This window comes from Bacteroidia bacterium, from assembly GCA_027493955.1.
GTDB lineage: Bacteria > Bacteroidota > Ignavibacteria > SZUA-365 > SZUA-365 > JAOSJT01.
Genome location: JAOSJT010000001.1, coordinates 4542506 through 4564836, shown reverse-complemented (window position 1 = coordinate 4564836; position 22331 = coordinate 4542506). Strand labels below are relative to the sequence as shown.

General features: G+C 57.7%; 16 protein-coding genes. 5 read left to right on the top strand and 11 right to left on the bottom strand.

Annotated elements, in window-relative coordinates; translation table 11 throughout:
- Nucleotides 1–3 precede the first annotated feature (3 nt).
- Complete coding sequence (locus tag M5R41_17350; GenBank protein MCZ7558172.1) at nucleotides 4–1368, top strand: T9SS type A sorting domain-containing protein; 1365 nt, start codon at nucleotides 4–6, stop codon at nucleotides 1366–1368.
- A 255-nt stretch (nucleotides 1369–1623) separates the two neighbouring features.
- A complete protein-coding gene (locus tag M5R41_17345; GenBank protein MCZ7558171.1) occupies nucleotides 1624–4038 on the top strand; it encodes a DNA internalization-related competence protein ComEC/Rec2 in 2415 nt (804 codons plus the stop codon).
- 15 nt (nucleotides 4039–4053) lie between these two features.
- On the opposite strand, the gene truA is transcribed toward M5R41_17345, so the two are convergent.
- The 4 genes from truA to M5R41_17325 are packed head-to-tail and all read right to left on the bottom strand — an operon-like array spanning nucleotide 4054 to nucleotide 11501.
- Nucleotides 4054–4878, bottom strand: a complete 825-nt coding sequence (gene truA / locus M5R41_17340; protein ID MCZ7558170.1) for a tRNA pseudouridine(38-40) synthase TruA — start codon at nucleotides 4876–4878, stop codon at nucleotides 4054–4056.
- A 7-nt stretch (nucleotides 4879–4885) separates the two neighbouring features.
- A complete protein-coding gene (locus M5R41_17335; protein ID MCZ7558169.1) occupies nucleotides 4886–7753 on the bottom strand; it encodes a hypothetical protein in 2868 nt (955 codons plus the stop codon).
- A gap of 34 nt (nucleotides 7754–7787) precedes the next feature.
- On the bottom strand, nucleotides 7788–9503 hold the full coding sequence (locus M5R41_17330; GenBank protein MCZ7558168.1) for a family 10 glycosylhydrolase: 1716 nt from the start codon (nucleotides 9501–9503) through the stop codon (nucleotides 7788–7790).
- Nucleotides 9504–9509: 6 nt separating this feature from the next.
- The gene (locus M5R41_17325; GenBank protein MCZ7558167.1) at nucleotides 9510–11501 is read right to left on the bottom strand and encodes a tetratricopeptide repeat protein; all 1992 of its coding nucleotides are present in this window, start codon (nucleotides 11499–11501) and stop codon (nucleotides 9510–9512) included.
- Nucleotides 11502–11808: 307 nt separating this feature from the next.
- On the opposite strand from M5R41_17325, the gene recG reads away from it, so the two are divergent.
- Nucleotides 11809–13965, top strand: coding sequence for an ATP-dependent DNA helicase RecG (gene recG, locus M5R41_17320; GenBank protein ID MCZ7558166.1), 2157 nt, complete (start codon nucleotides 11809–11811; stop codon nucleotides 13963–13965).
- A 24-nt stretch (nucleotides 13966–13989) separates the two neighbouring features.
- Nucleotides 13990–14712, top strand: coding sequence for a 23S rRNA (guanosine(2251)-2'-O)-methyltransferase RlmB (gene rlmB / locus M5R41_17315; GenBank protein MCZ7558165.1), 723 nt, complete (start codon nucleotides 13990–13992; stop codon nucleotides 14710–14712).
- Between the two features lie 172 nt (nucleotides 14713–14884).
- On the opposite strand, the gene M5R41_17310 is transcribed toward rlmB, so the two are convergent.
- From M5R41_17310 to M5R41_17285, 6 genes are all read right to left on the bottom strand, one after another.
- Nucleotides 14885–15307: a thioredoxin family protein gene (locus M5R41_17310; protein ID MCZ7558164.1), complete on the bottom strand. Its 423-nt coding sequence runs from the start codon at nucleotides 15305–15307 to the stop codon at nucleotides 14885–14887.
- On the bottom strand, nucleotides 15307–16602 hold the full coding sequence (locus M5R41_17305) for a permease (protein ID MCZ7558163.1): 1296 nt from the start codon (nucleotides 16600–16602) through the stop codon (nucleotides 15307–15309). The genes M5R41_17310 and M5R41_17305 overlap by 1 nt, the downstream gene beginning before the upstream one ends.
- Nucleotides 16603–16707: 105 nt before the next feature.
- A complete protein-coding gene (locus tag M5R41_17300) occupies nucleotides 16708–17400 on the bottom strand; it encodes an aromatic aminobenezylarsenical efflux permease ArsG family transporter (protein ID MCZ7558162.1) in 693 nt (230 codons plus the stop codon).
- Between the two features lie 6 nt (nucleotides 17401–17406).
- Entirely contained in the window at nucleotides 17407–17820 is a 414-nt protein-coding gene (locus M5R41_17295) for a nitrophenyl compound nitroreductase subunit ArsF family protein (protein ID MCZ7558161.1), read from the bottom strand.
- A 12-nt stretch (nucleotides 17821–17832) separates the two neighbouring features.
- A complete protein-coding gene (locus tag M5R41_17290; protein ID MCZ7558160.1) occupies nucleotides 17833–18066 on the bottom strand; it encodes a thioredoxin family protein in 234 nt (77 codons plus the stop codon).
- A 37-nt stretch (nucleotides 18067–18103) separates the two neighbouring features.
- On the bottom strand, nucleotides 18104–18418 hold the full coding sequence (locus tag M5R41_17285; protein MCZ7558159.1) for a helix-turn-helix domain-containing protein: 315 nt from the start codon (nucleotides 18416–18418) through the stop codon (nucleotides 18104–18106).
- Nucleotides 18419–18918: 500 nt separating this feature from the next.
- Between M5R41_17285 and M5R41_17280 the strand changes: the two genes are divergently transcribed.
- Nucleotides 18919–19317 carry a hypothetical protein gene (locus M5R41_17280; GenBank protein ID MCZ7558158.1) on the top strand — a complete coding sequence of 133 codons (399 nt, stop codon included), beginning with the start codon at nucleotides 18919–18921 and terminating at the stop codon, nucleotides 19315–19317.
- A gap of 165 nt (nucleotides 19318–19482) precedes the next feature.
- On the opposite strand, the gene M5R41_17275 is transcribed toward M5R41_17280, so the two are convergent.
- The gene (locus tag M5R41_17275; GenBank protein MCZ7558157.1) at nucleotides 19483–22155 is read right to left on the bottom strand and encodes a T9SS type A sorting domain-containing protein; all 2673 of its coding nucleotides are present in this window, start codon (nucleotides 22153–22155) and stop codon (nucleotides 19483–19485) included.
- Nucleotides 22156–22331: the final 176 nt, after the last annotated feature.

The window sequence follows — 22331 nt, the reverse complement described above, 5'->3', positions numbered from 1 at the left end:
ATGGTGGAGAATGCTGTCAGGAAAAAGACGGGTCTTAGAGCGGGCACCGACATTTCGTGTACTACCCGCTGTCTTGCGCTACTATTCGTCTCCGTCATTTTTGCGCATTTGACAATAGCGACAGATGTTGTGGCCCAGACGTGTTATTATCGCACGAGCGATCACGGCCCTGGAAACGGCTTCGTGAAACCAACCTCGGACAGTACCTGCCTCTCCCAATGGTTCAGCTACATGTATCACTTTAATTTCAGGACCGGAGAAATCCTGTTTGGATTCCGTAGTGATCCATTCTTTCTCAACCCGCACATCGCGAATGCACACATTACCGACGCCCTCCTGCTCGATTCACTCATTGTCGTCAGTTGGTATTGCGGCGAGACCATTCGCTTCCTGAAACTCGATTTTACCGGGACGGTCTCCGAGCGTCAGACTGTTCTGGACAGCATACCACTGTTGAAATACAGCGACATACGTTGGGCATGCGAGACACACCGGATCGGACAGGTCAATGACAGTGTTTTTATCATCAGTAACGGTGCAGCGATATACAGTTTCAAGCATGTGTATGATGATGTAGTACTCGTTGACTCTCTCAACTTGATCGAGTCCTGGAACAGAGGTGTCGGTCCTGTTGATTGCTACGGCGATACCATTGTCGTTGGGTCAAGAATCGCTAATGAATTGCAGTTTTATCACATCGAGGCATCCGGCAAGATAAGGTTCGTGAGTACCGTTCCCATCGCTGCTGATTTTCGTCCTGAGCGCCTTCGTTCAGTGCATTACCGCTTTGGTAATATATATTTCGAAAATAGTACCTGGTATGTATTGCTTAGAACACCCCGTGGATTCGAGCCATCCTTGAACAAGACGCATCCGCTAACGACCGGTCAACCTCCGGCATTTGGTGTTTCGTCGGTGATCTTTTCCGCCCTCTGGGATAATTTTCTGATCTATAACCCAGATTTGACGCTGCGCTGTCAAAAGCCAACTTCCTCAAACGTCGCAGTCGTATCATATGCTACTCTCGGCGACAAGATATTTATTGGTCGAGACGAAGGCCTTTCGTCCTATATTCCGGATAGCAACACGACCTCGCTGCAGGCGAGCTACGATCCGCCGGAAAGTCCTCGACTGCGCGTCTGGCCCAATCCCTCCGGTACCAGCAATATCACGGTGGATTGCGATGTGCGCGACGCCCACATCGATATGACCGATGTGCTTGGAAAGGTGGTATTTCACGGCGCACAATCCATGAATGGACCAATTGCCATCTCCACGGCAATGCTGCCGCCAGGCGTCTATTTCATCAACGCACATACGGCAGCAGGTACGATCACGGAACGCGTGGTGTTGCTGGGCACAAAGTGAGTTGCGGATATTTCAGTGGCATATTTCATTCTTGACGTATTGTTTCTGCTCCACGTCGGACCGTGGTAAAACTGATCTTCCGGATGAGTGGACCTCAGCCGAGGCTCTCGAAAGAGGATCGGCAAATTGGTGGGAGCTTCATTCCGGTTCAGATAGTTCCTCACCTCGCAGGTCATGATTTTTGCTCTCGCATCGGTATCGTTTGATGCGTACTTTCCGTAGATGTTTTTGCCACCGACCGCAGGGAGTCCGGTCATGCTTCTTTCGCCTCGCATCATTGCGGGATATCCCGCGGTAAGATTTTTCGCCGCGCTGGCGCTCGGCATAGTATTCATCCATCAACAGCCGGTACCCTCGGTGCTGCTGCTGCCGCCCGCGGCGGGTGTGCTCTTCGCCGCTGTGCTGCTCTGGGCCGCGGCGCTGCGCTACCTGTCCCTTGCGCCGCTGCGCGATCTCGCGCTCGGGATGCTGCTGATTGTGAGCGGTATGTGCCTTGCGTCCACACGCCTGGAATCACTGCCGCGCGGCATGCTCGAGGCGGCGGACAAACGCCCCAAGGTCGCTGTCGCCGGCGTGGTGCTTGCTTCGCCGCGGAGCACGCCGTCCGGTCAGTCCTTCCGTTTCCGCTGCGATACGTTGATAACGGATACCGGTATTCTGTCTCCCGGTGAGGCGGTCATGCTGTATTACACGCGGAGCAGCTTAGTCGCCGGCGATACGCTGCTGCCCCTGCGTCCCGGAGACCGCATACGAGCGGAAGGCAAGCTGCGGAGCCCGCGTCCGGCACGCAATCCGTGGGCCTTCAATGCGCGGGATATGCTGCTGCAGGAAGGGATGACAGCGACCTTTGGAGTATCGAAGGGCAGCGATCTTTCGGTGACGGCCTACGAAACTCCGGGGTTCGTACAGGAAACTCTGCACGGGCTTCGGAACTGGATCAACGAGCAGCTCGAAATTCTATTCGCCGACAAGCATCTGGCTCTGATGCGGGGCCTGCTGCTCGGGGACAGGGGCGACATCGAGCGCGATGTACTGGATGATTTCCGGGCGTCGGGCATTATGCACATTCTCGCCGTATCGGGACTGCACGCCGGCATCATCGTGACCATGGTGCTGATCCCGCTCGAGAGGCTGCGCTTCGGCATACGCGGAGTGCTCGCCATAGCGGCGGTGTGGATATTCGCCGGAATGACGGGCTTCGCGCCGCCAGTGCAGCGGGCCGCGATGATGAGCAGTCTCTTCGTCGTGGGCCGCATCGTGCAGCGGGGCAATACGACCATCAACTCCCTGGCGGTAGCCGGTACGATGATACTGCTCATAGATCCGTTCGCCTTGTTCGGGCTGAGCTTTCAGCTTTCGTTCGGTGCGGTGTTCGGGATTCTGTTGTTTCAGGAGCGCATAAAGCGGTCCGTGTTGAAACTGCTCCCGAAGCGCTGGAGAAAGGGCGCGGTCGAGACGACGGTTTCGCTGCTCGCACTCACGGCCTCGGCACAGGTGTGTACGGTGCCGCTCACGCTGCCGCTGTTCGGGGAGTTCAGTATTGTGGGTTTCGCGGTGAATCTCGTCGCCGTGCCTCTGGTCTTTGTGGTCGTCTGCTGCGGCATGCTCGCCGCCATGCTCGCCTCGCTATGGCCGTGGATCGCCTCGATGCTTTCGCACACGGCGGCCGGTTGCCTCGATGTGATTCTGCTCGTTTCAAAATGGAGCGCGGAGCAACCCTGGGCGGTGCTTCGCGCGGGGACGCTGCCATGGTGGTTTCTCCTCGTGTACGCCTCGTCCGTCGTCTGGCTTGCGCATCGGGAGGGCAGGCTGCGGCAGAAGCTCGCGCTGCTGCTTCTGTGTCTGCTCGGCATACTTTTCCTGAACAATGCGCTTCGCCCGCCTGAGAAGGACGTCGCCGTCATCACCTTTCTCGACGTCGGACAGGGAGACGCTACTCTTGTGCAACTCCCCGGCGATGTCACCATCCTCATCGACACCGGTCCCTCATCGCAATCGTCGAACAGCGGCACAACCGTCATCGTCCCGTATCTTCGGCGGCTCGGTATCGACACCATCGATGTGATGGTGCTCACGCATCCCGACAACGATCATATCGGCGGAGCCGCGGCGGTGCTGGAGGCCGTGGCGGTGAAACAGGTGCTGATCACCTGCGCCTGGCCGGAGCGCGACGAGGCGCAGGATTTGCTGCGAGCAATTCGCAAAGAGCGGGCGTTACTGCGGGACGCGCGCGAGGGCGATGTGATCGAGCTCGGCGGCGCAGCGCGGCTGTACGTACTCTCGCCAGCTGACAGCGTTGCCTGCGAGGCGGGGAATCACACTTCGATCGTCGCCATGCTGCAATACGGCCGGACACGGTGGCTGTTCACCGGCGACGCCGACGTCGAAGCGGAGAGCCGCATGCTTCAGCGCTACGACACCTTGCTTCGGGCGGACGTGCTCAAGGTCGGACATCACGGCAGCACCACGAGCACATCGCAGGAATTGGTGCGCGTCGTGCGCCCGAGGCATGCAATCATCTGCGCCGGGCGGCTCAATCACTTCAAGCATCCGAAATACGACGTGCTGAAGCGTTTACAGGATGCGGGTATCCGGATTCACAGAACCGACATCGAGGGAGCGGTGATATTCGAAAGCGACGGTCGGAAGATATGGAAACGACGCTGGTGATACGCCTGCACCGACTCACGAATCTGATTCGGTGTCCGGTGCGTCCGACCCGCGAAGCTCGTTCATCACGGCGGTCACGAGCGCGCGTTCCCCCGCATCATAACGTACCTCCCGCAGCACCAGCCCTTGCGCGGGCGCGAGCATGGGTGCCAGCGTACGGTCGCGAGCGGCGAGGAGATGCGCGAGGTCTTCGGGGGAACATTTCCCTCTTCCGATGCGGGCGAGTTCGCCGACGATACAGCGCACCATACCATGGAGAAAACGGTTTGCGGTGATATGGAAAAGAGATCGCAATCCGTCGCTTTCCCATCGCGCGTCGAATATATAACAGTAGTGATGCTTCTGCTCCGGGGCGTATTTCGAAAACGTGGTGAAGTCATGCGCGCCCAGCAGGAGCGGAATCGCAGCACGCACGGCATCGTGATCGAAACCCGCATACAGCATCCATTGCCTGCGACGGTCGATGGAGATACGTCTGTGTGCAATCGCGTAGGTGTACGAGCGCGAGGAAGCGGAATGTCGGGCATGAAAATCCGCTGCTGCGATGGATACGTCGTGAACGGTGACGTCTTCAGCGAGTTCGGCATTGAGCGCGTTTCGCAGTTGTACGGGTGAAAGACGCGTGGCGAGATCCACATGTGCCATCTGTCCTTCCGCGTGGACGCCGGTATCGGTTCTTCCCGAACCATGCACGCGGGGATTTCCACCACAGATTTGTTCGAGAGCCCGTTCAAGTTCGCCCTGCACCGAGCGCCCGTTGTTCTGAATCTGCCAGCCGACGAAGTCCGTACCGTCGTACTCGATACGCATAGCGAAGCGTTGTCCTTCCGTGTCGCCCATGTGCTAGCTACTCCGATTGTTCCGACTGCTTTTCCAAACGTGACTGAAGAGCCATTCTGATACGATGATAATCCTCCCGGATTTCCCGCATTACTGTCTTCAACCAATCGAGATGCTGCCTCCAATGCGGGAACGACTGGGCAGAAGCGAGAAGGGCGCGATGCGTCTCATCGGACGGGTAGAGGTTCGACGGCGTTTCAACAAGAAGGCGCAGGCGCAACTGCAGCACACGAAGATCGTGGTAACGCGGGAGCATGCGATCGAAAGGCGCACGAAGGTCGTGTGGCATCCCTTCCGGATTGATCGTTGCGGCCCGTGCTTTCAGGCGGTCCGCAACGGCAAGCGTGAGACAGTACATCTGCCAGGCGAACTCCACATCAACCAAGCCACCTGGTGAGCGCTTGATGTCGATGAAATCCTCCCGCCGAAAGCGATTCTCGGGTTCCATTTTCCTGCGCATGGCGTCGATCGCCTCCAGATCACCGCGCGTACAGCGGAACGAGCCGAGGACGTTGTCTATGCGTTCGTTCACCTGCTTCCGAAGCACGGGCGGCCCCAGGACGCGAGCCCGCAACAGAGACTGCTTTTCCCAGAGTGAGGCACGCCTGTGCATATAGTCCACCCAGGCAGCGAGGGAAACAGAGAGCGGCGCACTGGCGCCTTCAGGGCGCAACCTCGCGTCCACCGTATATCCGGCCTGCTGCATCCGGTGAATGATGGAGCGGACCGACGATTGTGCTTCTTCCGTCCCGACAGACTCGTGGTCGTGCACGAAAACGACATCCAGGTCGGAGCCGGGTATGAGCTCGCGGCTGCCATATTTCCCCAACGCGATCACACACACTGATTGACGGGCGGAAGTGCTAGTGATACAATCGCCAAGAATGTGATCCACCACCTGCGTCAATTTCTCACCGCAGTGCGCGATGTCGGTTTCGTCCATAAGTAAATGAGCGATTGCCGCAGTCTCACTGACGCGCTTCAGCCGCTCGTGTCCGAGATCGGTGCTCCAGCCGCTGAACATGAGTTCCAGCAGGAAGGGATCATTTTCGAACATGCGCAAAAGGACCGGAGCGAGGGAGGCAAGGCGAAGCAGGATACTCCGAGCGTGGTGTTGTTCCAGCAGAGTGATAATCTCGCCCGGATAGGTGCTTCTGTGCATCAGGTTCTCCAGCGCCGTGAGACAGGTCAGCGGAAGGCGCTCGGAAGTAATTTCCTGACGCAACTGCGGAAGAAGCGCATGCAGGCGATCACGATGGATAGAATCCCTTCCCTTTTCGCTGCGTCCGTCCGTCAAATCGCGAAGCAAGGGTCCCGGCAGGACACAGGACGAAGAGGAAGCTCCGTCACTCCGCTCAGCGGCGTGGCCTTGCTGCTCGCGCACCATCATGAGATCGGAGCAAATACGGTCAACATCATTCCGCACTTCCTGGAGTTGCCTGTCCAGCTCCTCGCCATGCTCGAATCCCAACAGCCAGGCGATGCGGTTCCGCTGGTCTTCGCCCTCCTCAAGTTCATGCGTCTGCTCGAAGCGATCGACCATGATGGCGTGCTCTACCCTGCGGAGAAACAGATACGCACGGCGCAGCAGTGCATGCTCTTCGAAGGTCAGATATCCGCGTTCGGACAAGGCGTCGAGCGAAGCAAGGGTGGATGGTGTGAGCACCGTGCCATCGTTGGCACCGTGAACGCGCTGCAAGGCCTGGAGCGTGAATTCTATGTGGCGAATGCCGCCGCGCATGTGTTTGACGTTGTCCTCATTCGCCCAGCGCTCGGCGAGCCGCGCCATGGTCTCTGAAAAAATTTCCGACGGCAGACGACGAAAGGTGCGCGGGAAAATGAACGGATAGAGCTCGCGGAGGAAGGAACGGCCCAGATCCGCATCACCGGCGCATACGCGGGCGCGCAGCAACATCTGCCGTTCCCAGTCGGCTCCCCGTTGTTCATAGTAATTCAATGCGGCCTGCCGCGAAATTGCCAGCGGACCCGCGGCGCCATCCGGTCTGAGACGGAGATCGGTACGATACAGCTGTCCTTCCGCCGTTTGTTCAGAGAGCAATCGGACCATCTCCGCCACAGCTGCGGTGATCACATCATGCATGACTATCGCATCGGGATGCCCGGCTGCGTCGTACACGATCATAAGGTCAACGTCGGAGCTGTAATTCAGCTCTCCCCCGCCGAGTTTACCGAGCGCAAGAATCACGACGGGAACAGCGATGTGGATCTGGTGCCACTGTTCAACGGTTGCCGCGGCCATCATCCATGCTCTTCCGACGATGGTATCGGCGAGCGCGGAAAGCTCCCGCAGTACTGATGTCATTTCACGCATACCGAGGACATCGGAGGAGACGATACGCAGAAGCTCGCGTCGCTGGAAACGACGCAGCGCACGCAGTTGACCTGCAACGGTGTTGAATCGACCGGCGATGACGACAGCCTCGGTATTCATGGCCGCGATGCTTCGTTCCTCGTTTCCGGCTTCGAGAAGAAGCCAGCGCAGCAGTTCGGCGTCGCGCACCAGAGTATCGGCAATCCATTCCGAGGCCGCGAGCAGACGCAGCAACGCCCCGAAGATGCGCGGATGCGTCGTGAGCATCTCAACGACAGAGGCAACATTGAACGCTGCGTCTACGACGCGCTCGAGGTGCAGGAGTGCGCGCTCGGGATCCGGAATGGCATACAAACCCTCGTCGAGCAGTTTCGCGAAAATCGTCGCTCCATTCTCACGCGCCAGTGTCGCGCGAACGAGCAACGACCGATACAATGCCGTCCCATGCGCGGCATCCGCACAGCGACGAAGCACGGCATCCGGCGGCGCTGCCTGTGCAAGTGCCGAAAGTACGCGCTTTTCCGTATGACTTCTCGGAATCACAAGAGCAAGTTACGCGCTTTTACCTGAGATTGGGCTATGGCTGGTACGAAACAACCGGCAATACAACACGCAGCTCACCAGATTCAAAGACTGTGTGCGCGGCTTCGCCATCGAGTTTATCCAGTTCCACACCGAGCACATGCACACCGGCATCCGCGTAGCCGTCGTACAGCAACGCAAGCTCCGCAGAGTCTTCATCCAAAAGACGCAATCGCACATGCGCGGGACGCGGAAGTTCGTAGCCAAGCAGCATCAGGTCGTCGGCGACGAATACCGCCCGAGCCGCTCGCGCCTCGGGCGAACGTCCGTGCGCAACCGGCTTCGTCGTGGCAACCAGCGTTTCTTCGTCATCCCTGCTCAGATTCCTGGCGCGGTCCACTGCGAGTATGCGTATCTCCGCCGTTGCCTCGCCTGCAACGAAATGCGTCGTATGTGCGGGTAGAAGTTCACGCAACACCCTCCTGCCGCCGTCTCTGCGCTCCATGACCGCATACCACCGCGCGGATTCCCCATCCGGGGCGGCGAGAGGTGCGTCCCAGCTCCATCGCGTGCCATGTTCATCGGGACTTCGGCGAAGGTTGCGCACGGGATTGGGTGGAATCGCGTCCTTCCATGTCAGTGGCGGAGGCAGCATTTTTCTGTCGAACCGTCCGGAAAATCCCGCATCGCGAATATGCTCATAACGGAAAAACACCACTCCGCTGGCTCCCTGCGCGCGTGCCGCATCCACATGTTCAGCCAGATGCGGATGGATATCCTCCTTGTAGGCAGCCACACCGGCGTGGACATGACGTCCGGACGCATTCCGGCTCCAATCGGCGACAAGGGCCTCGAAATCGATGCGGCTTCCGTTTCGCGACAGGCCCCAATACATTTGCGGAACCACATAGTCGTGATACCCGCCGGCGAGCCATGCGCGTGAGTCTTGAGAAATTGCGTTGCGTCCTTCCCAGCCGCGGGCGGTAGGTAAATTCTGGTATATGCCGATGGGGGCAGAACCGACGATCAGGGAGGGCCGTATCGCGCTGAGACGCTTGTAGGCGGCTTCCACCAGTGCGTTGACATTGTTTCGCCGCCAGTCGTCTTTCGTCATCCCGTTTTCTCCGTAACGACGCCAGGTGGCTTCATCGTCGAAGCCCCGGTCCGCATAACGGCAATAGTCCAGGTGAATGCCGTCGATATCGTAGTTGCGGACAAGCTCTTCCATGACACGCAACGTATACTCACGCGCTTCCGGGATGCCGGGATCCATCCAGAGATCATCACCGAAACGGCGTACCCACGAGGGATACGCAAGAGCCAGATGGGGCGGGCTGCTTTGTGGCGGCGCACCTGCGCTCCAGACACGGAAGACGTTGAACCATGCGTGCAGCTCAAGACCGCGCTCCCGCGCTTCCGTGATCGCGAACGCCAGTGGATCCCAGCCGGGATCTTTGCCCAGCGTACCGGTCAGTTCGGAACACCAGGGTTCCAGCGTGGAACGGTACAGCGCGTTGCCGCGAGAACGCACCTGAAAAAACACGGTGTTAAAATTTTTGCGACGCACATCATCGAGTATGGTGCGCAGTGCTTTTTTCTGCGCCTCGATGTTGCCGCGTAGCGACGCTTGCGGCCAGTCGAGACCAAGCAGCGTTGTAAGCCACACGCCTCGTAACTCGCGCTGATCCGTTCCCCCATACTGTTGCGCCATGCCTCTCCCGGCAAAAGGAATAGCGAGCAGGAGCAGAAGCGGAAGCAGCAGCCGTATCATGTCGGATTACTGCGTGATGGTAAAGGTGTAAATACCTTTGGCTGCCAGCGAATCCTCGCGTTGCGCTCGCAGAGCGTTGCGCCAGGACGCGCGCGCGCGTACCGACGATGGATTGAGCAGGTGCGCTTTTTCGAGTATGGGGATACCGGCCCAGTAGTCTTTTCGTGCGACGAGGATATCACCAAGCGGTACCATCGCGGGTGCATAGTCGGGATCGAGACGCACCGCCTCACGCAGGTACTTCTCCGCCTCCACGGTATCCTTCAGTTCGAGGAGAACCAATCCCAGCAACGTATTGGTACGCGATGAGTGGGGATCCTCATCATAGGATTTCTTCAACAGGTCCCGCGCTTCCTCGTGCCGGGCATCCTGCATGAGTGCGGCAGCTTGCGCATTCCAGGAACTCGCCCGCTGCGACATGATGCGCGTCGTACCGACGAGGTATGGATGAATTTCCATGACAGGCGGAGCGTTACGGTTCGATGTCCAGAACGGCGTGACATTCACCACTTCGAAATGATCTCTCTGGGCGGCAATCATTTCCACGCGTTCGCGTTCCAGTATCTCCTTCAAGGCCGGCAAATTTCCTATGGCCGGAATGATTTCCGGTGACACGACACCGGTCATATCCACAATCCGACACTCGGTGTGATACCCCATCACGCCCGGGAAGTGCGTCGCGATCGCGTCCTCCGCAGATGTATTATGCGCAATCCAGTTCGCGGCGGCGACGGGCCGCTCCAATTGTTCACGCACCATGCGCACATGTACCTGCCGCATATCCTCCCAATCGGCGATGGAAAGAATCAGCGCAACGACGATCGCGATGGATCCGATGATGATGGGGACTGCGGATGATGTCAGTCGGACAATTCCGCCGTCTCCCGTCCAGGGAGATCGCATGCCCCATACGCTCAGGAGCAGGAAAAATGGGAGTGTCGCGATGAGGCTGTGCATGGACAGGATGAAGGGAAAAATCAACCAGGAAGCGACAATGGTTCCGGCAATGAATGCAGCGGACATCAACAGCGATTGCTGACGTCTGTGCAGAACATTCCAGAGCATGGTGAGAACACCGAGCCCCGCGAAGACGATGAGCGCAATATGCGCCGAGCTCGAGTAGAAGCGCAGTACGTCACCCCAGAAATCGCTGGAGGCGGCGGAGTAGTACTTGAGCTTCGCGGACACAAAGTTCGGGAAAACGCCCTCGCCAAGGGTCAGATTGAACAACGCATAACCGGCGATGAGCAGCACCGCTACGCCCGCGCCGATGGCCGTTTCGCGTCTCGACGCCGGTGCGGGGGCATTCCCTGCACGTTGCGAAGCTCTCGCTATGGCGTGATTATACAGCAGATGCAGCAGGGCGGCTATGATGAAAATGAGACCTTCGGGGCGGACCCAGACCGATAGCCCAGCGAAAACAAAGAACCATAACGGTTTGCGCTTCAAATAGAACAACGCCGAAAACAGAATGAACGCGGTAAACAGCATGCTCGGCAGTCCCGACAGCGCGGCACTCACGGAAAGCGGTGATGCGACAAAAAGCAATCCCACTGCGGGCGCGAAGCGTTGATCGTCCTCGAAGAGAAGCAATGCTAAGCGGAACAGGACATAACCGGAAAGGGCGAAAGAGATGAGACCAAGAATGAATGTGGCCGTGACACCGGTGCCGAAAGGGATTCCCAGCAACGCGAGCAACAGCACCTGCAACGGTGCCGCCGCGCCTGAGGTTACCATGCCAGCGGAGTGATAGGCGTAACTGCCGTGCGCAAGCAGGTTCTTCGCGAATGTCAGCGGAATCCAACTTTCGTCAAAGGGCAGGCCGGTTTGTCCCAGCGTATCCCGCATCAGATACCAGTACAGCGATCCTGAAATCAATGCGAGCAAGGGGATGGCTGCGCCGAAGAGTTTCACCAAACCCACAGACAGCAGAATGCGCTTCTGTGGGGGATGCTCAGGTGTTTCCGCGATCCGGGATTTGTTCTTGTGCTTCTTCATTCGTCGACCATGGTGTGCTTTACAACTTTCCAATCAAAAAATATAGCAAATCCATAGCAACCGAGCATACGGTCTTTGTTCGCCGCGTCACTTCCGGAAAGTGTATGCTGATCGTGTGGAGATTTTTGTTGAAGTTCTGGGTCGGAGATAGCGCGCTTTCCTCCCCGGTACATTTCCTCCATGAAATTCCGGGCGTGTTCGTGAAAATCCGCGTACGTATTCCGCCCTCCGATTTGTACGCGAATGTGCCTTGCTCATGGATGCGCTGCTGAGTAACTTTGATTTTCGTCACGGGGAACGAAATCCATTGTCTACCACGCAACCATCCATACTCGACACACTTTCGGTAACCTCTCTGCCCGGCGTCGGCTCGCATCGTGCGCGTGCGCTGGAGACTATCGGCATCCGCACGGTCGCCGATCTGCTCTACCATTTTCCGCGCCGCTATCTGGACCGCTCCACCATCGTCCGCATTTCAGAGTTGTACAAATATGTGGGTGAGGTGGTAACTGTGGTTGGTGTGGTGGCGCGCGCGGCGACGCTGACGAGCAAGCGCAAACGCTTCGTCGTCACGATTGCCGACGGCAGAAAAAACATGGAAGCGGTTTTTTTTCAGGGACTGAATTACTGGCAGACAGCGTTCACCGAGGGTGAGACTCTTGCCGTTTCAGGTACCATTCAGTTGTTCGGGCGCAACGCCAGCATGGTACATCCGGACATCGACCGGCTGCAGGATGAGGAGTCCCTGGACTTCATCAACACCGGCGGTATCGTGCCCGTGTACCCGTCCGGAGCGGACCTGGAAAAAGTCGGACTGAACAGACACGGGGGCTTCCGCAAACTCCTGCATACAGCCCTGCAGCGTCATCTGGACGACGTACGGGATTGGGCTCCGGTGTCTCTGCTGCAGAGCGAACAACTCCAACCTCTGCGTAGCGCCCTCGAAAACATCCACCGACCGCAGAATATGCAGACCCTGAACAAGGCGAGGGAGCGGCTGATCTACGACGAGTTCTTCTTGCTTTCGATGCAGCTCGCTCTGCGCAGGCGCATGCAATCCACCTCCGCACCGGGTATCGCCTTTTCGGGTGAAAGTCCTTCGGCGCGTCGTCTGGTGCAGCGGCTCCCATTTGAACTCACAAGAGCCCAGCGCCGCGTGTTACGCGAAATCGTGTCCGATATGCGCAATCCGCATCCCATGAACCGCCTGCTTCAAGGCGACGTCGGTTCCGGAAAAACCGTCGTTGCGCTGCTTGCTATGCTGGTAGCGGTGGACAGTGGTCATCAGTGTGCACTAATGGTACCCACGGAAATTCTCGCGGAACAGCACTACAGGACTATCACCTCCATGGTGGATGACCTCAACATCCGCATCCGTTTATTAACGGGCCAGCAATCCATGCGTGAACGCAGTGAAATCTTTGGACTCATCGCCGGAGGCGGGGTGGACATCGTGGTGGGCACACATGCGCTGATTCAGGACGGAGTGGAATTCAACGCATTGGGTCTCGTGGTGATTGATGAGCAGCACCGCTTCGGCGTGGCACAGCGGGCGTCGCTGCGCATGAAAGGCGCCACGCCGGATGCGTTGGTGATGACCGCCACACCGATTCCCCGCACACTTTCCATGACCTTGTACGGCGATCTGGATGTGTCAGTCATCGATGAACTGCCGGCCCATCGCAAGCCGGTGCGCACGGCGATACGCTTCGAAAATGACCGCGACACGGTCGAGCAATTCATACGCGAAGAGGTCGGGCGAGGGAATCAGGCCTATATCGTCTTCCCGCTCGTGAGTGAATCCGAGAAGTTGGACCTTAAAGCGGCGAATGAGGAATACGAACGTCTGCGCGGAGGTGTGTTCGCGGATCTGCGGCTCGGTCTGCTCCATGGCCAGATGAAAACCGATGAAAAGGACGACGTGATGATGTGCTTCAAACGCCGTGAGCTGGACATACTCGTCTCCACCACGGTTATCGAGGTGGGTGTGGACGTCCCCGATGCGACGGTCATGCTCATCGAGCATGCGGAGCGCTTCGGTCTCGCGCAATTGCACCAGCTCCGGGGTCGCGTCGGCAGAAGCGAAAAACAGGCATATTGCATATTGATGACGGACAAGCGCAGCTATTTTGCGGGTACCACCCTCAACGGCGATACACGGCAGGTTTCGGACGTGCGGAGACGCCTCGACACCATGCAACAGACGACGGATGGTTTCCGCATTGCGGAGGTGGACATGGAAATTCGCGGTCCCGGTGATCTCTGGGGCACACAGCAGAGCGGTTTCCCCGTATTCCGCCTCGCGAACCTGCTTGAACACGGAAGCATTTTGCAGCGCGCCCGTGCGGCCGCATTCGATATCGTCGAGCGCGATCCGCAACTCCGACTGGACGAACACACAACCTTGCGCACGCAACTCGGTCCGAAACTCCGTACTTCCATCACCATGCTGACGGTATCCTGATACCACGAAACACAAGGAGCGCTTATGTACATATACGGACGGAACCCTGTCATTGAAGCCCTGCGTTCCGATACGACAGTGGCCAAGATATTCATCCGCTTCGGAACGCATGGCAACGCCGTGGAGGAGGTCAAGCGGCACGCGCGTGAGCACGGCGTGCAAGTCGTCGAACTGCCGCGACAGAAATTCGACCGCCTCGGAAACACGACTGACTCACAGGGTATCGTTGCACTTATCGAGGAGGCGCGGCTCGTTACTCTCCGGGATTTGCTTGCCGATGTCCGGGAACAGGATCCGCCCTTTTTCGTCGCCGTGGATGGCGTCACGGATCCACGTAATCTCGGTGCGATTCTCCGTTCTGCCGAGTGCGCCGGCGCTCACGGAATACTGCTTCCGCAACGCGACTCCTCCCCCATCACCGATACCGTCGTGAAAACATCCGCCGGGGCCGTTGCGCATATGGCTATCGCACGCGTCGGGAATCTGCATCAGGCGTTGGAGCAACTTAAAGAGGAAGGTATCTGGCTCGCCGGCCTCGATGCGGAAGGCGAGACGGATCTGCTCGACCTCGACGGTTTCCGTCCGCTGTGTCTCGTTGTAGGCAGCGAGGGCCACGGATTGCGTCACCTCACAAAGAGAACCTGTGATACGCTTGTGCGCATCCCCATGTGGGGGCACATTGACTCGCTCAATGCCTCTGTTGCCGCAGCGCTGGCGATGTATGAAATCCGGAGAAAGCGGATTTGAGGGCGAAGCGTCGGCGGGTCCGGAGTAACCCGTGAGAGTTACGCGTTACAAGGGGAGAATCGGGAATCGGCGGCTATGGGCCTCACGAGATAAGTTCGCGCCCGGTGGCGAATTCCACATTGGTCGAGTTAGAATCTGTTTCGAAGCGCACTGAACAGGGCACAGAACTTCGTCAGAAATCCCCGGACAGTGTGCGGAGCGCGGCGATGAGATCGGCTTTCTCCCATACGCCGATGTTCCGAAGGCGCTCGTTACCGTCGGTATCGAAGACGAGTTGCGCCGGCACCGCACCGACGTTGAAGCGCTTGAAGGCCTCCGGATGCTCTTCCCAGTACACACAGGCAACGCGCAACTCGGGGTGCGCGGCGGTGTATGATGCGAGAATGCCGCGCATGCTCTTGCACGGACCGCAATGCTTTCCGCCGAACTCTATGAGCGAGATACCGCCGGCGGTGACGAAACTGTCGATAGCGGAGGCAGTGATCACGGGCAATCCCTCCGGTGTGACCGACGCATCGCGCTTCTCCCCGCAGCCCGTTGCGAGGAGAAGTGCCGAAGCGAAAAGAGTCATGGTCAGCGATGCTATCGTTCTCATTACATTGCACCAAAAATCAAACCGCTGAGCGTGGCCATCACAATCACGAGGGAGACGAAGACAACGGTTTTTTGCGTTCCCATCACACTGCGGATGACCAGCATGTTTGGAAGAGAAAGTGCCGGACCGGCAAGGAGGAGCGCAAGAGCCGGACCCTTGCCCATGCCGCTGGCGAGCAGTCCCTGGAGAATGGGAACTTCGGTAAGCGTGGCGAAATACATGAACGCACCGAACACGGAGGCGAAGAGATTCGCGCCGAGAGAATTACCGCCGACGAGCATTGATATCCAGTCGTTGGGAATAAGCCCCTCGCCTCCGGCATTACCGAGCAGCAAGCCGGCAACAAGCACACCGGCACCAAGCAGGGGCATGATCTGCTTCGCAAAGCCCCAACTCGATTCCAGCCATTCGCGCGGTTCGCCGGGTGTGAAGCCCGTGAGCAGCGTCAGACCGATGGTGCCCGCGACGAATGAGATCAGCGGTTGCTCCGGAAAGACGAAAGCGAGCACGATCACCGGCGCCATGACGGCGAGTACCCACGCGGGTCGTATCCCGACAATGCGATACAGAGACCATGCGGAAACGAGCGCAAATGCGCCGGTGATCCACCACTTCCATGCATACATCAGTGTAAAAAAGCCCGCTTCGCCCCCGGGATTGCCCCAGTTGGCAAAAACCAGTACACCGACGAGCGCAAAGAAATGGATTGATGTCTGCCACAGCGGTCGCAACCCGGCCGGAGTTTCGATATGCATTTGTGCCTGGGCTTTTTCACGCTCTTCTTTCCGGTACATAACAGCCATCAGGAGGCCGATCACGATACTGAACAGCACCGCACCGATAACGCGGGCGAGTCCGAGTTCCCAGCCCAGTATGCGCGCCGTGAGAATGATAGCGAGGATGTTGATAGCCGGACCCGAATAGAGAAAAGCGATGGCCGGACCGAGACCCGCACCGCGCTTGTGTATGCTCGAGAACAGCGGCAATATCGTGCAACTGCACACCGCCAGCACGGTGCCCGAGACGGAAGAGATCAAATATGCTTTCCACTTGACCGCGTTCGCACCAAAGTACCGTATCACCGAAGCCTGACTCACAAACACCGAGATCACGCCCGCGATGAAGAAAGCCGGTACCAGACAGAGCAGCACATGTTCCTGTGCGTACCAGCGAAGCAATTCCAGCGCTTCATACACGGCATTATCGAAGCGCGTTTGCCCGACAGGCAGGAAGTACGCGGCGAGAAAGGCACCCAACATCCAGGCCAGGGCTTTCCACTCCTGTTTCATTGACATGAGAGTCTCTTTTCCTTTTTCTATCTCACGTGATCCCGTTACGGATCGGCGCGCAGCGCAGGAGAACGTCTCCGGCCCGTCGCGGCCCGCGCGCCCACCATACGGTTACAGAAACTGCACGATGAAATACACGCCGGCGGCTATAAAGAGCACGGCAACGACGCGACGGAACCAGTATTCGAACATTTTTACTTTCTGGTAGAAACCGGCGATGCCGCGCACGGTAAACGCGAGCAGCCATGCGGCGATGATCACCGGAAGACCGGTTCCCGCAGCGTACACCGCCGGCAGGTACAATCCATCCGCACCCGCCACCGTCATCGGAATCAACATGACGAAGTACAGCACACCACTGTAGGGACAGAATGCGAGGGCGAACAGCGCACCGAGGAGAAAGACGCCCGCGAATCCCTTCAGTTTTTCTCCGACACGCTCTGTCAGTGTGCCGCCGCCAGGGAGTCGCAACGGCAGAATATCGAGCATGACGACACCCACGAGTATAAGCATCGGTCCGAGCAGACGCTCGCCCCAACCCTGAAAGAGGCGGGAAATGTCAAATGTGCTCGCTCCAAAAAATATGACAATCCCGAGGGCGGTGTAGGAAAACGCGCGGCCCAGCGTGTACACCAGTCCGTTGAGGAACACACGCTTCCGATCCTCAATATCGCGGCTGATGTATCCCATCGCCGTGATGTTGGTGGCGAGAGGACAAGGACTGATGGCGGTCATCAGCCCGAGCAGCAACGCGGAGAGGAACGGGACCTGGGTCGAATCAAGCAGGTTCTGGAGGTATTCCATGCGTGGCTATTTCAGATATCCGTCCACGGTTGAAATCACCAGAGACTGCAGTTTGCCGGGGTCATTTCTCGCGTACTGGAAGCATTCCGAAGTAAGGTCCTTGAACGCTTTCCCCGTTCCCTGGATGATCAACGAGGAGCCGGCGATCTGGTATTTCTCGACGAGTGCGGCGTTCTTCTTGTCTTCATGATTCAGAGTACGAAACACAACGCGCGCATCGCCGGCATACCGATCCTTGACGGTGTTCTTCGCTACTTTCTCGATGGCCTTGCATGTGCTGCAGCGGCGCGCACCGTGAAAATAGAGAATCTGAACAGCTTTTACTTCGGCTTTTTCTGCGCTCTTCTGTACGGTTTGCGCAACGGTGTCGGGTGAAAGCATGATGAAACAGAGCAGCAGGGAGAGAATTGCAGTGTTCATGGCTGGTGTACCTCAGCGTGTAAGGAGGGATGTCAGTTCGTCTTCATTCGGCAGGCGTCCCTTGAGTACCACTGTACCGTCTATCACCAGAGCCGGCGTCATCATCACGCCGTAATTCATGATGTCGACAATGTCTTCGACCTTGGAGACGGTGGCGTCCAGATGATGTTTTTCAACTACGCTTCGTACGGACTGTTCGAGCGTGCGGCATTTCGGACAGCCGGTACCGAGAATTTTCACATCCATGAGGTTCTCCGGAGTATGTATGAACAGAAGGTTTGATTTACAGTGTAATGAGGTCGCCGAAGAGTGCCTTTGCCTCATCCCACGCCTCGCGGTTGATACAGTATTTGATTCTCGGTGGATTGATTTCACCCTGAATCAGACCAGCGCTCTTGAGCTCGCTCAAATGCTGCGAAAGCGTGCTGCGGGCGATGGGCAGAAGCTCGGCGAGATCGCCGCTGTAGCAACAGTTCCGTCGCAGGCAGAACTCCACGATGAAAATCCGGATGGGATGTCCGAGCGCCTTGGCATAGCGTGCGAATCGTACGTGCTTTTCCCCGATTTCATGCTGTACGATGGGAAGTACCTCAATCATGGTTGCTCTCGCTCTGCATACGGCCACATTGTTTAGTATTTCGTAGAAATACGAAATATAAAATAGGGAGCTCACGTGCGAATGTCAAGAGCGTGTGAATGGGATGGCACAGCCTGTGATATGGGTGCTTTCGAACAATGGTCGAGAAGCATTTGCGCAGAACCTCCGCATGCTCCCGGATGACGTTCATCACATTCCGGTCAGGAAATTGCGCTTCCGTCCACAGTCTGCCGGTGATTCCGTGCGAGAAATTCTCCCGTGCTTCCGGGAAACGCAATGGAGAGTTACGGTTACAGCGTTGTGCAGCCGTTACCCACGATCGTGAAACGGCTTCACGTTGTGTCGCCACGATTCACAGGGACAGAAATCGCCCCATCCATAAACATACGGTTTTGCCCAAATCAGAGGGTGAAAACCGTTTGGCACGGTTTTCACATGTACAGGACCGTGCGGAGAAAGGTGCCGCAGAATACACACCATGATATGCAGGAGATGCAACGATGAGACGGACAATTATTCTCGCAGCCGCGATACTCATTTCCACCGGTTCGAGCATGACCGCACAGAATCTTCCAGAGGGAGTTACCTTGAAATGTGCGACACCCGACGGCCTCGTCACGATCACGGATCAGGGATTCAGTGTTGCGGATCATGATTTCCGTTGTACCGATATTCCCAAGGACGGCATTGCCCTGTTCGCCGATCCATCCACCGGAGCCCTTGCCACGCTCGATGCCCGCTCAGATGAAGGCCTCTACATCGAGGTCAAAGAGGGAGGGAGCACGATGCTGCTGGTTGTGGACAGGAACAAGATCACCTACGGGTTCGATCGTTCCGCTTCCTTGCCAACGTCTCCGGCGTTTTCCTTGAATTTCTTCCGTCTCCCCGATAATAAGTGATTTCGCGTGCCGGCCCGGTAACAAACATTCCTCCGTGCAACGACACCCGTCCCGATGAAACTTTCGCGGGACGGGTGTTTTTTCGTCCGTCATGATTTCCCTACTACCGTATAAAAAAACCGCCCCGCGAAACGCGGGGCGGCTTTTCAACGTCAGTCTCTTCGTTTAGCGGGAGAGAATCATCTTCTTCGCCATCACGAACGGAGCGGAACCATCGACGGGCGAGGCTTCCAGGCGGTACATGTAGATACCGCTGGCCATGACCTGACCGTAGGAGTTGGTGGCGTTCCAGCTGGTGATGTACTTGCCGGCGGTATGGAAACCGGCGGCGAGCGTCGACACTTCACGACCAAGCATGTCATACACACGCACAGTCACGTTGGCATCGCTGGGCACGTTGTACGCAATGTTGGTGGTGGGGTTGAAGGGATTCGGGTAGTTCTGCGTGATTTCGAACTGCGCGGCGTTGGCGATCGCTTCGATCTGACGCGCGGGCTTGGAATCCTTTACGAGCAGTTGCACAATGGCGAGGTCGCCCATGCGGACAGCTTCGACGCGCGTGTCGCCGGAATTGGCGTACACGATATTGCTGGCGCTGCGACGGCTGATTTCAAGCTCGTTGGCGTTCTTCACACTCGCGAAGTAGGATGCGATGCGGCTGTCGGAGTCCTCGATGCGCTTACCGATAACCATGCGTTCGGCATCGTTGTCGGCCATCATGCTGATGAAGTTACGGGCATCGTCGTTGCGCATGTTGACGCTGGAGGGCAGCGCGAGGGCGCGATTCATGGACTCGACTTCCTTCTGCGTGGCGACGGCCTTGAAGGTTTCCGTCAACGGATTGCCGGCGTTGAGATCGGGAAGGACGGCGAAATCGCCACCCTGCATCACGAATTCACGCGCCTGGGCGGCGGCGGACTTATCAAGATTACCGACCCAGAGGATCTTGCCTTCGACCGGGAATTCGAAGCCCAGATTGCGGTCAACGAATTCGAGCTGGATACCCTGCTGCGCGTACGTGGAGATGATCTGGTTCTTCAGCTCGCCGGCAATGGCGCCGGGGGTGCTGACGATCATCGGAGCGAACGGAATGTTGATGGTACGCTCGTACACGTTGTTGATCAGGTTCTCGTCGTCCGGACGGACGATTTCGGCGCGGATCGTGTAGTTGCCGCTGGTCAACGTCGGGAAGTTGAAGTTCTGCGTGTCAACGTACGGGGTCGACTGCAGATACACGCGCTTCTCGGCATAACCGACGGTCTGGCCCAGGCCATTGAGGATGGTCACCTTGCCGAAGGTCATCTGATTCGGAAGCCAGCTGTAGTGGGCGTAGGCACCGAAAGTGACACTGACGCTCATGCCGCCGGGACCGTTGTTGTGGTTGATGGCGATAACGCCGACGTCGGACTGCTGCACGAAGTTCGGGCGAATCATGGTCGTGCTGAACGCGCGGAAGTTTTCGGGATTCCACGTGCTGCCACCATCGAAGGAGACCCACTGCAGACCGAGACTCGCATAGCGGCCGAAGCTGCCGAGCGGTTCGAAGGGGCTGCCGGCCCAGTCCATACCAATACCAGCGCCGAAGGAGCCCGGATCGAGTGCGTTGAGGCACACGCCGACACGGTAGGCACCAGCGGGCAATGCTACCGGCGGGGTGAAGGGATAGCTCACCCACTTCTGACCCTGCGGCGGGAAGGCCACGGGACCGGTGGTAGCGACGAGCGCGTTGGTGTTCTGATCCCACACGTTGATGGTCATCTGCGAGGTCGAGGGATTCGGTTCGAGCTCGACAACGCTGCCCTGCCACACATCAACACTGGTGATGGTTTGCGGCGAGTAAATCGAATAGGTGAGAGCGTCGCACTCGTTGACCCACTGGATCAGCGTGTTCTGGGCGACACCATTGTCAAACGCGAGCGAACCGGGAGTCACATCCAAAGGAACCTTGACGTTGTTGTCGCTGCGGCTCATCCAGAGGTCCGTACGCATCATCAGATCGAGCATCGCTTCGTGCGTACCCTTGCTGTTGTTCAGCGCGAAATTGACGGCGGGTGCGTAGGCGCCGACGGCGGGGATGGAGAGATCCGCTTCCACAACATTGCTCGTGGGGCCGCCGGGATATTTGTGATCGATCGTCGCATTCAGCACACCGGGGACCTGGCTGAGCTGGAATACTGCAACGGCGGTCACGATGTTGTTCAACGGACGGTAGCCCTGCACAGTGTAGGGCGGGATGGTCGTCACGTCATCAACGAGGCCGAAGGAGTTAAGGGTTGTGACGCCCATGTTGTTGAGATCCATACCCCAACGGATATCACGATAGTTGTCGTAGCGATTGAAAATCAATCCCCATTTCACGAGCGTACCGTTGTCGCCGAGAAGGTTATCCGCAACGCTCAGCGTCCAGGTACCGGCTGCGCTGCCGGTGGTCGGGAGACTGCTTTCCGGGATGTAAATACCACGGAAGTACGCGGTGACATTGCCCGGTGAATTGATGGGCACGCCAGGTATGGCGCCTGTGGGATTGCTGTCGAAAATGGTGTTCTCGTAGTTTGCACCAGCCATACCGTTCTGTGTGGACAGTGTGTAGGTGCCGGTAGGACCGGACAGCGTGATCACGAGATCGCTTGCCGCAGCATGATCAATATCCACCATCACGGCAAGCGTGCTGATTGTGAAATTGTCTGGAACGGTGATTGCTGAGGTCGTGGTGCTGAAATCCACGATGGCGGCGTTCGGGTCTGTGAAGTATTCGAACTCACGGACCTGAGCGTTCGTGGTCAAAGATCCCAGGAACGCGAGAGCCACCAGCATGAATGATAGCCTAGCAACTTTCATTGATTCCTCCGATGGGGTTATGAATGATGATATGGTTGATTGTCTTTATTGAATGGACGATTAGTGTGCAAACTACCAATTGCCCTGCGTAAATGCAAGCGCCGCTGTCGGTTCCTTCCTTAACGGGAAGCGGTTGGGACGCTGTTCGGGTCGTGCTCAGTAAAGGGTGGCAGTGA

Bases quoted from the DNA above. Each gene is read 5' to 3' on its own strand.
- M5R41_17345 (MCZ7558171.1), top strand. From the start codon at position 1,624: ATGCTTCTTTCGCCTCGCATCATTGCGGGATATCCCGCGGTAAGATTT.
- truA (MCZ7558170.1), bottom strand. From the start codon at position 4,878: ATGGGCGACACGGAAGGACAACGCTTCGCTATGCGTATCGAGTACGAC.
- M5R41_17330 (MCZ7558168.1), bottom strand. From the start codon at position 9,503: ATGATACGGCTGCTGCTTCCGCTTCTGCTCCTGCTCGCTATTCCTTTT.
- M5R41_17325 (MCZ7558167.1), bottom strand. From the start codon at position 11,501: ATGAAGAAGCACAAGAACAAATCCCGGATCGCGGAAACACCTGAGCAT.
- rlmB (MCZ7558165.1), top strand. From the start codon at position 13,990: ATGTACATATACGGACGGAACCCTGTCATTGAAGCCCTGCGTTCCGAT.
- M5R41_17310 (MCZ7558164.1), bottom strand. From the start codon at position 15,307: ATGAGAACGATAGCATCGCTGACCATGACTCTTTTCGCTTCGGCACTT.
- M5R41_17305 (MCZ7558163.1), bottom strand. From the start codon at position 16,602: ATGTCAATGAAACAGGAGTGGAAAGCCCTGGCCTGGATGTTGGGTGCC.
- M5R41_17300 (MCZ7558162.1), bottom strand. From the start codon at position 17,400: ATGGAATACCTCCAGAACCTGCTTGATTCGACCCAGGTCCCGTTCCTC.
- M5R41_17295 (MCZ7558161.1), bottom strand. From the start codon at position 17,820: ATGAACACTGCAATTCTCTCCCTGCTGCTCTGTTTCATCATGCTTTCA.
- M5R41_17290 (MCZ7558160.1), bottom strand. From the start codon at position 18,066: ATGGATGTGAAAATTCTCGGTACCGGCTGTCCGAAATGCCGCACGCTC.
- M5R41_17285 (MCZ7558159.1), bottom strand. From the start codon at position 18,418: ATGATTGAGGTACTTCCCATCGTACAGCATGAAATCGGGGAAAAGCAC.
- M5R41_17280 (MCZ7558158.1), top strand. From the start codon at position 18,919: ATGAGACGGACAATTATTCTCGCAGCCGCGATACTCATTTCCACCGGT.
- M5R41_17275 (MCZ7558157.1), bottom strand. From the start codon at position 22,155: ATGAAAGTTGCTAGGCTATCATTCATGCTGGTGGCTCTCGCGTTCCTG.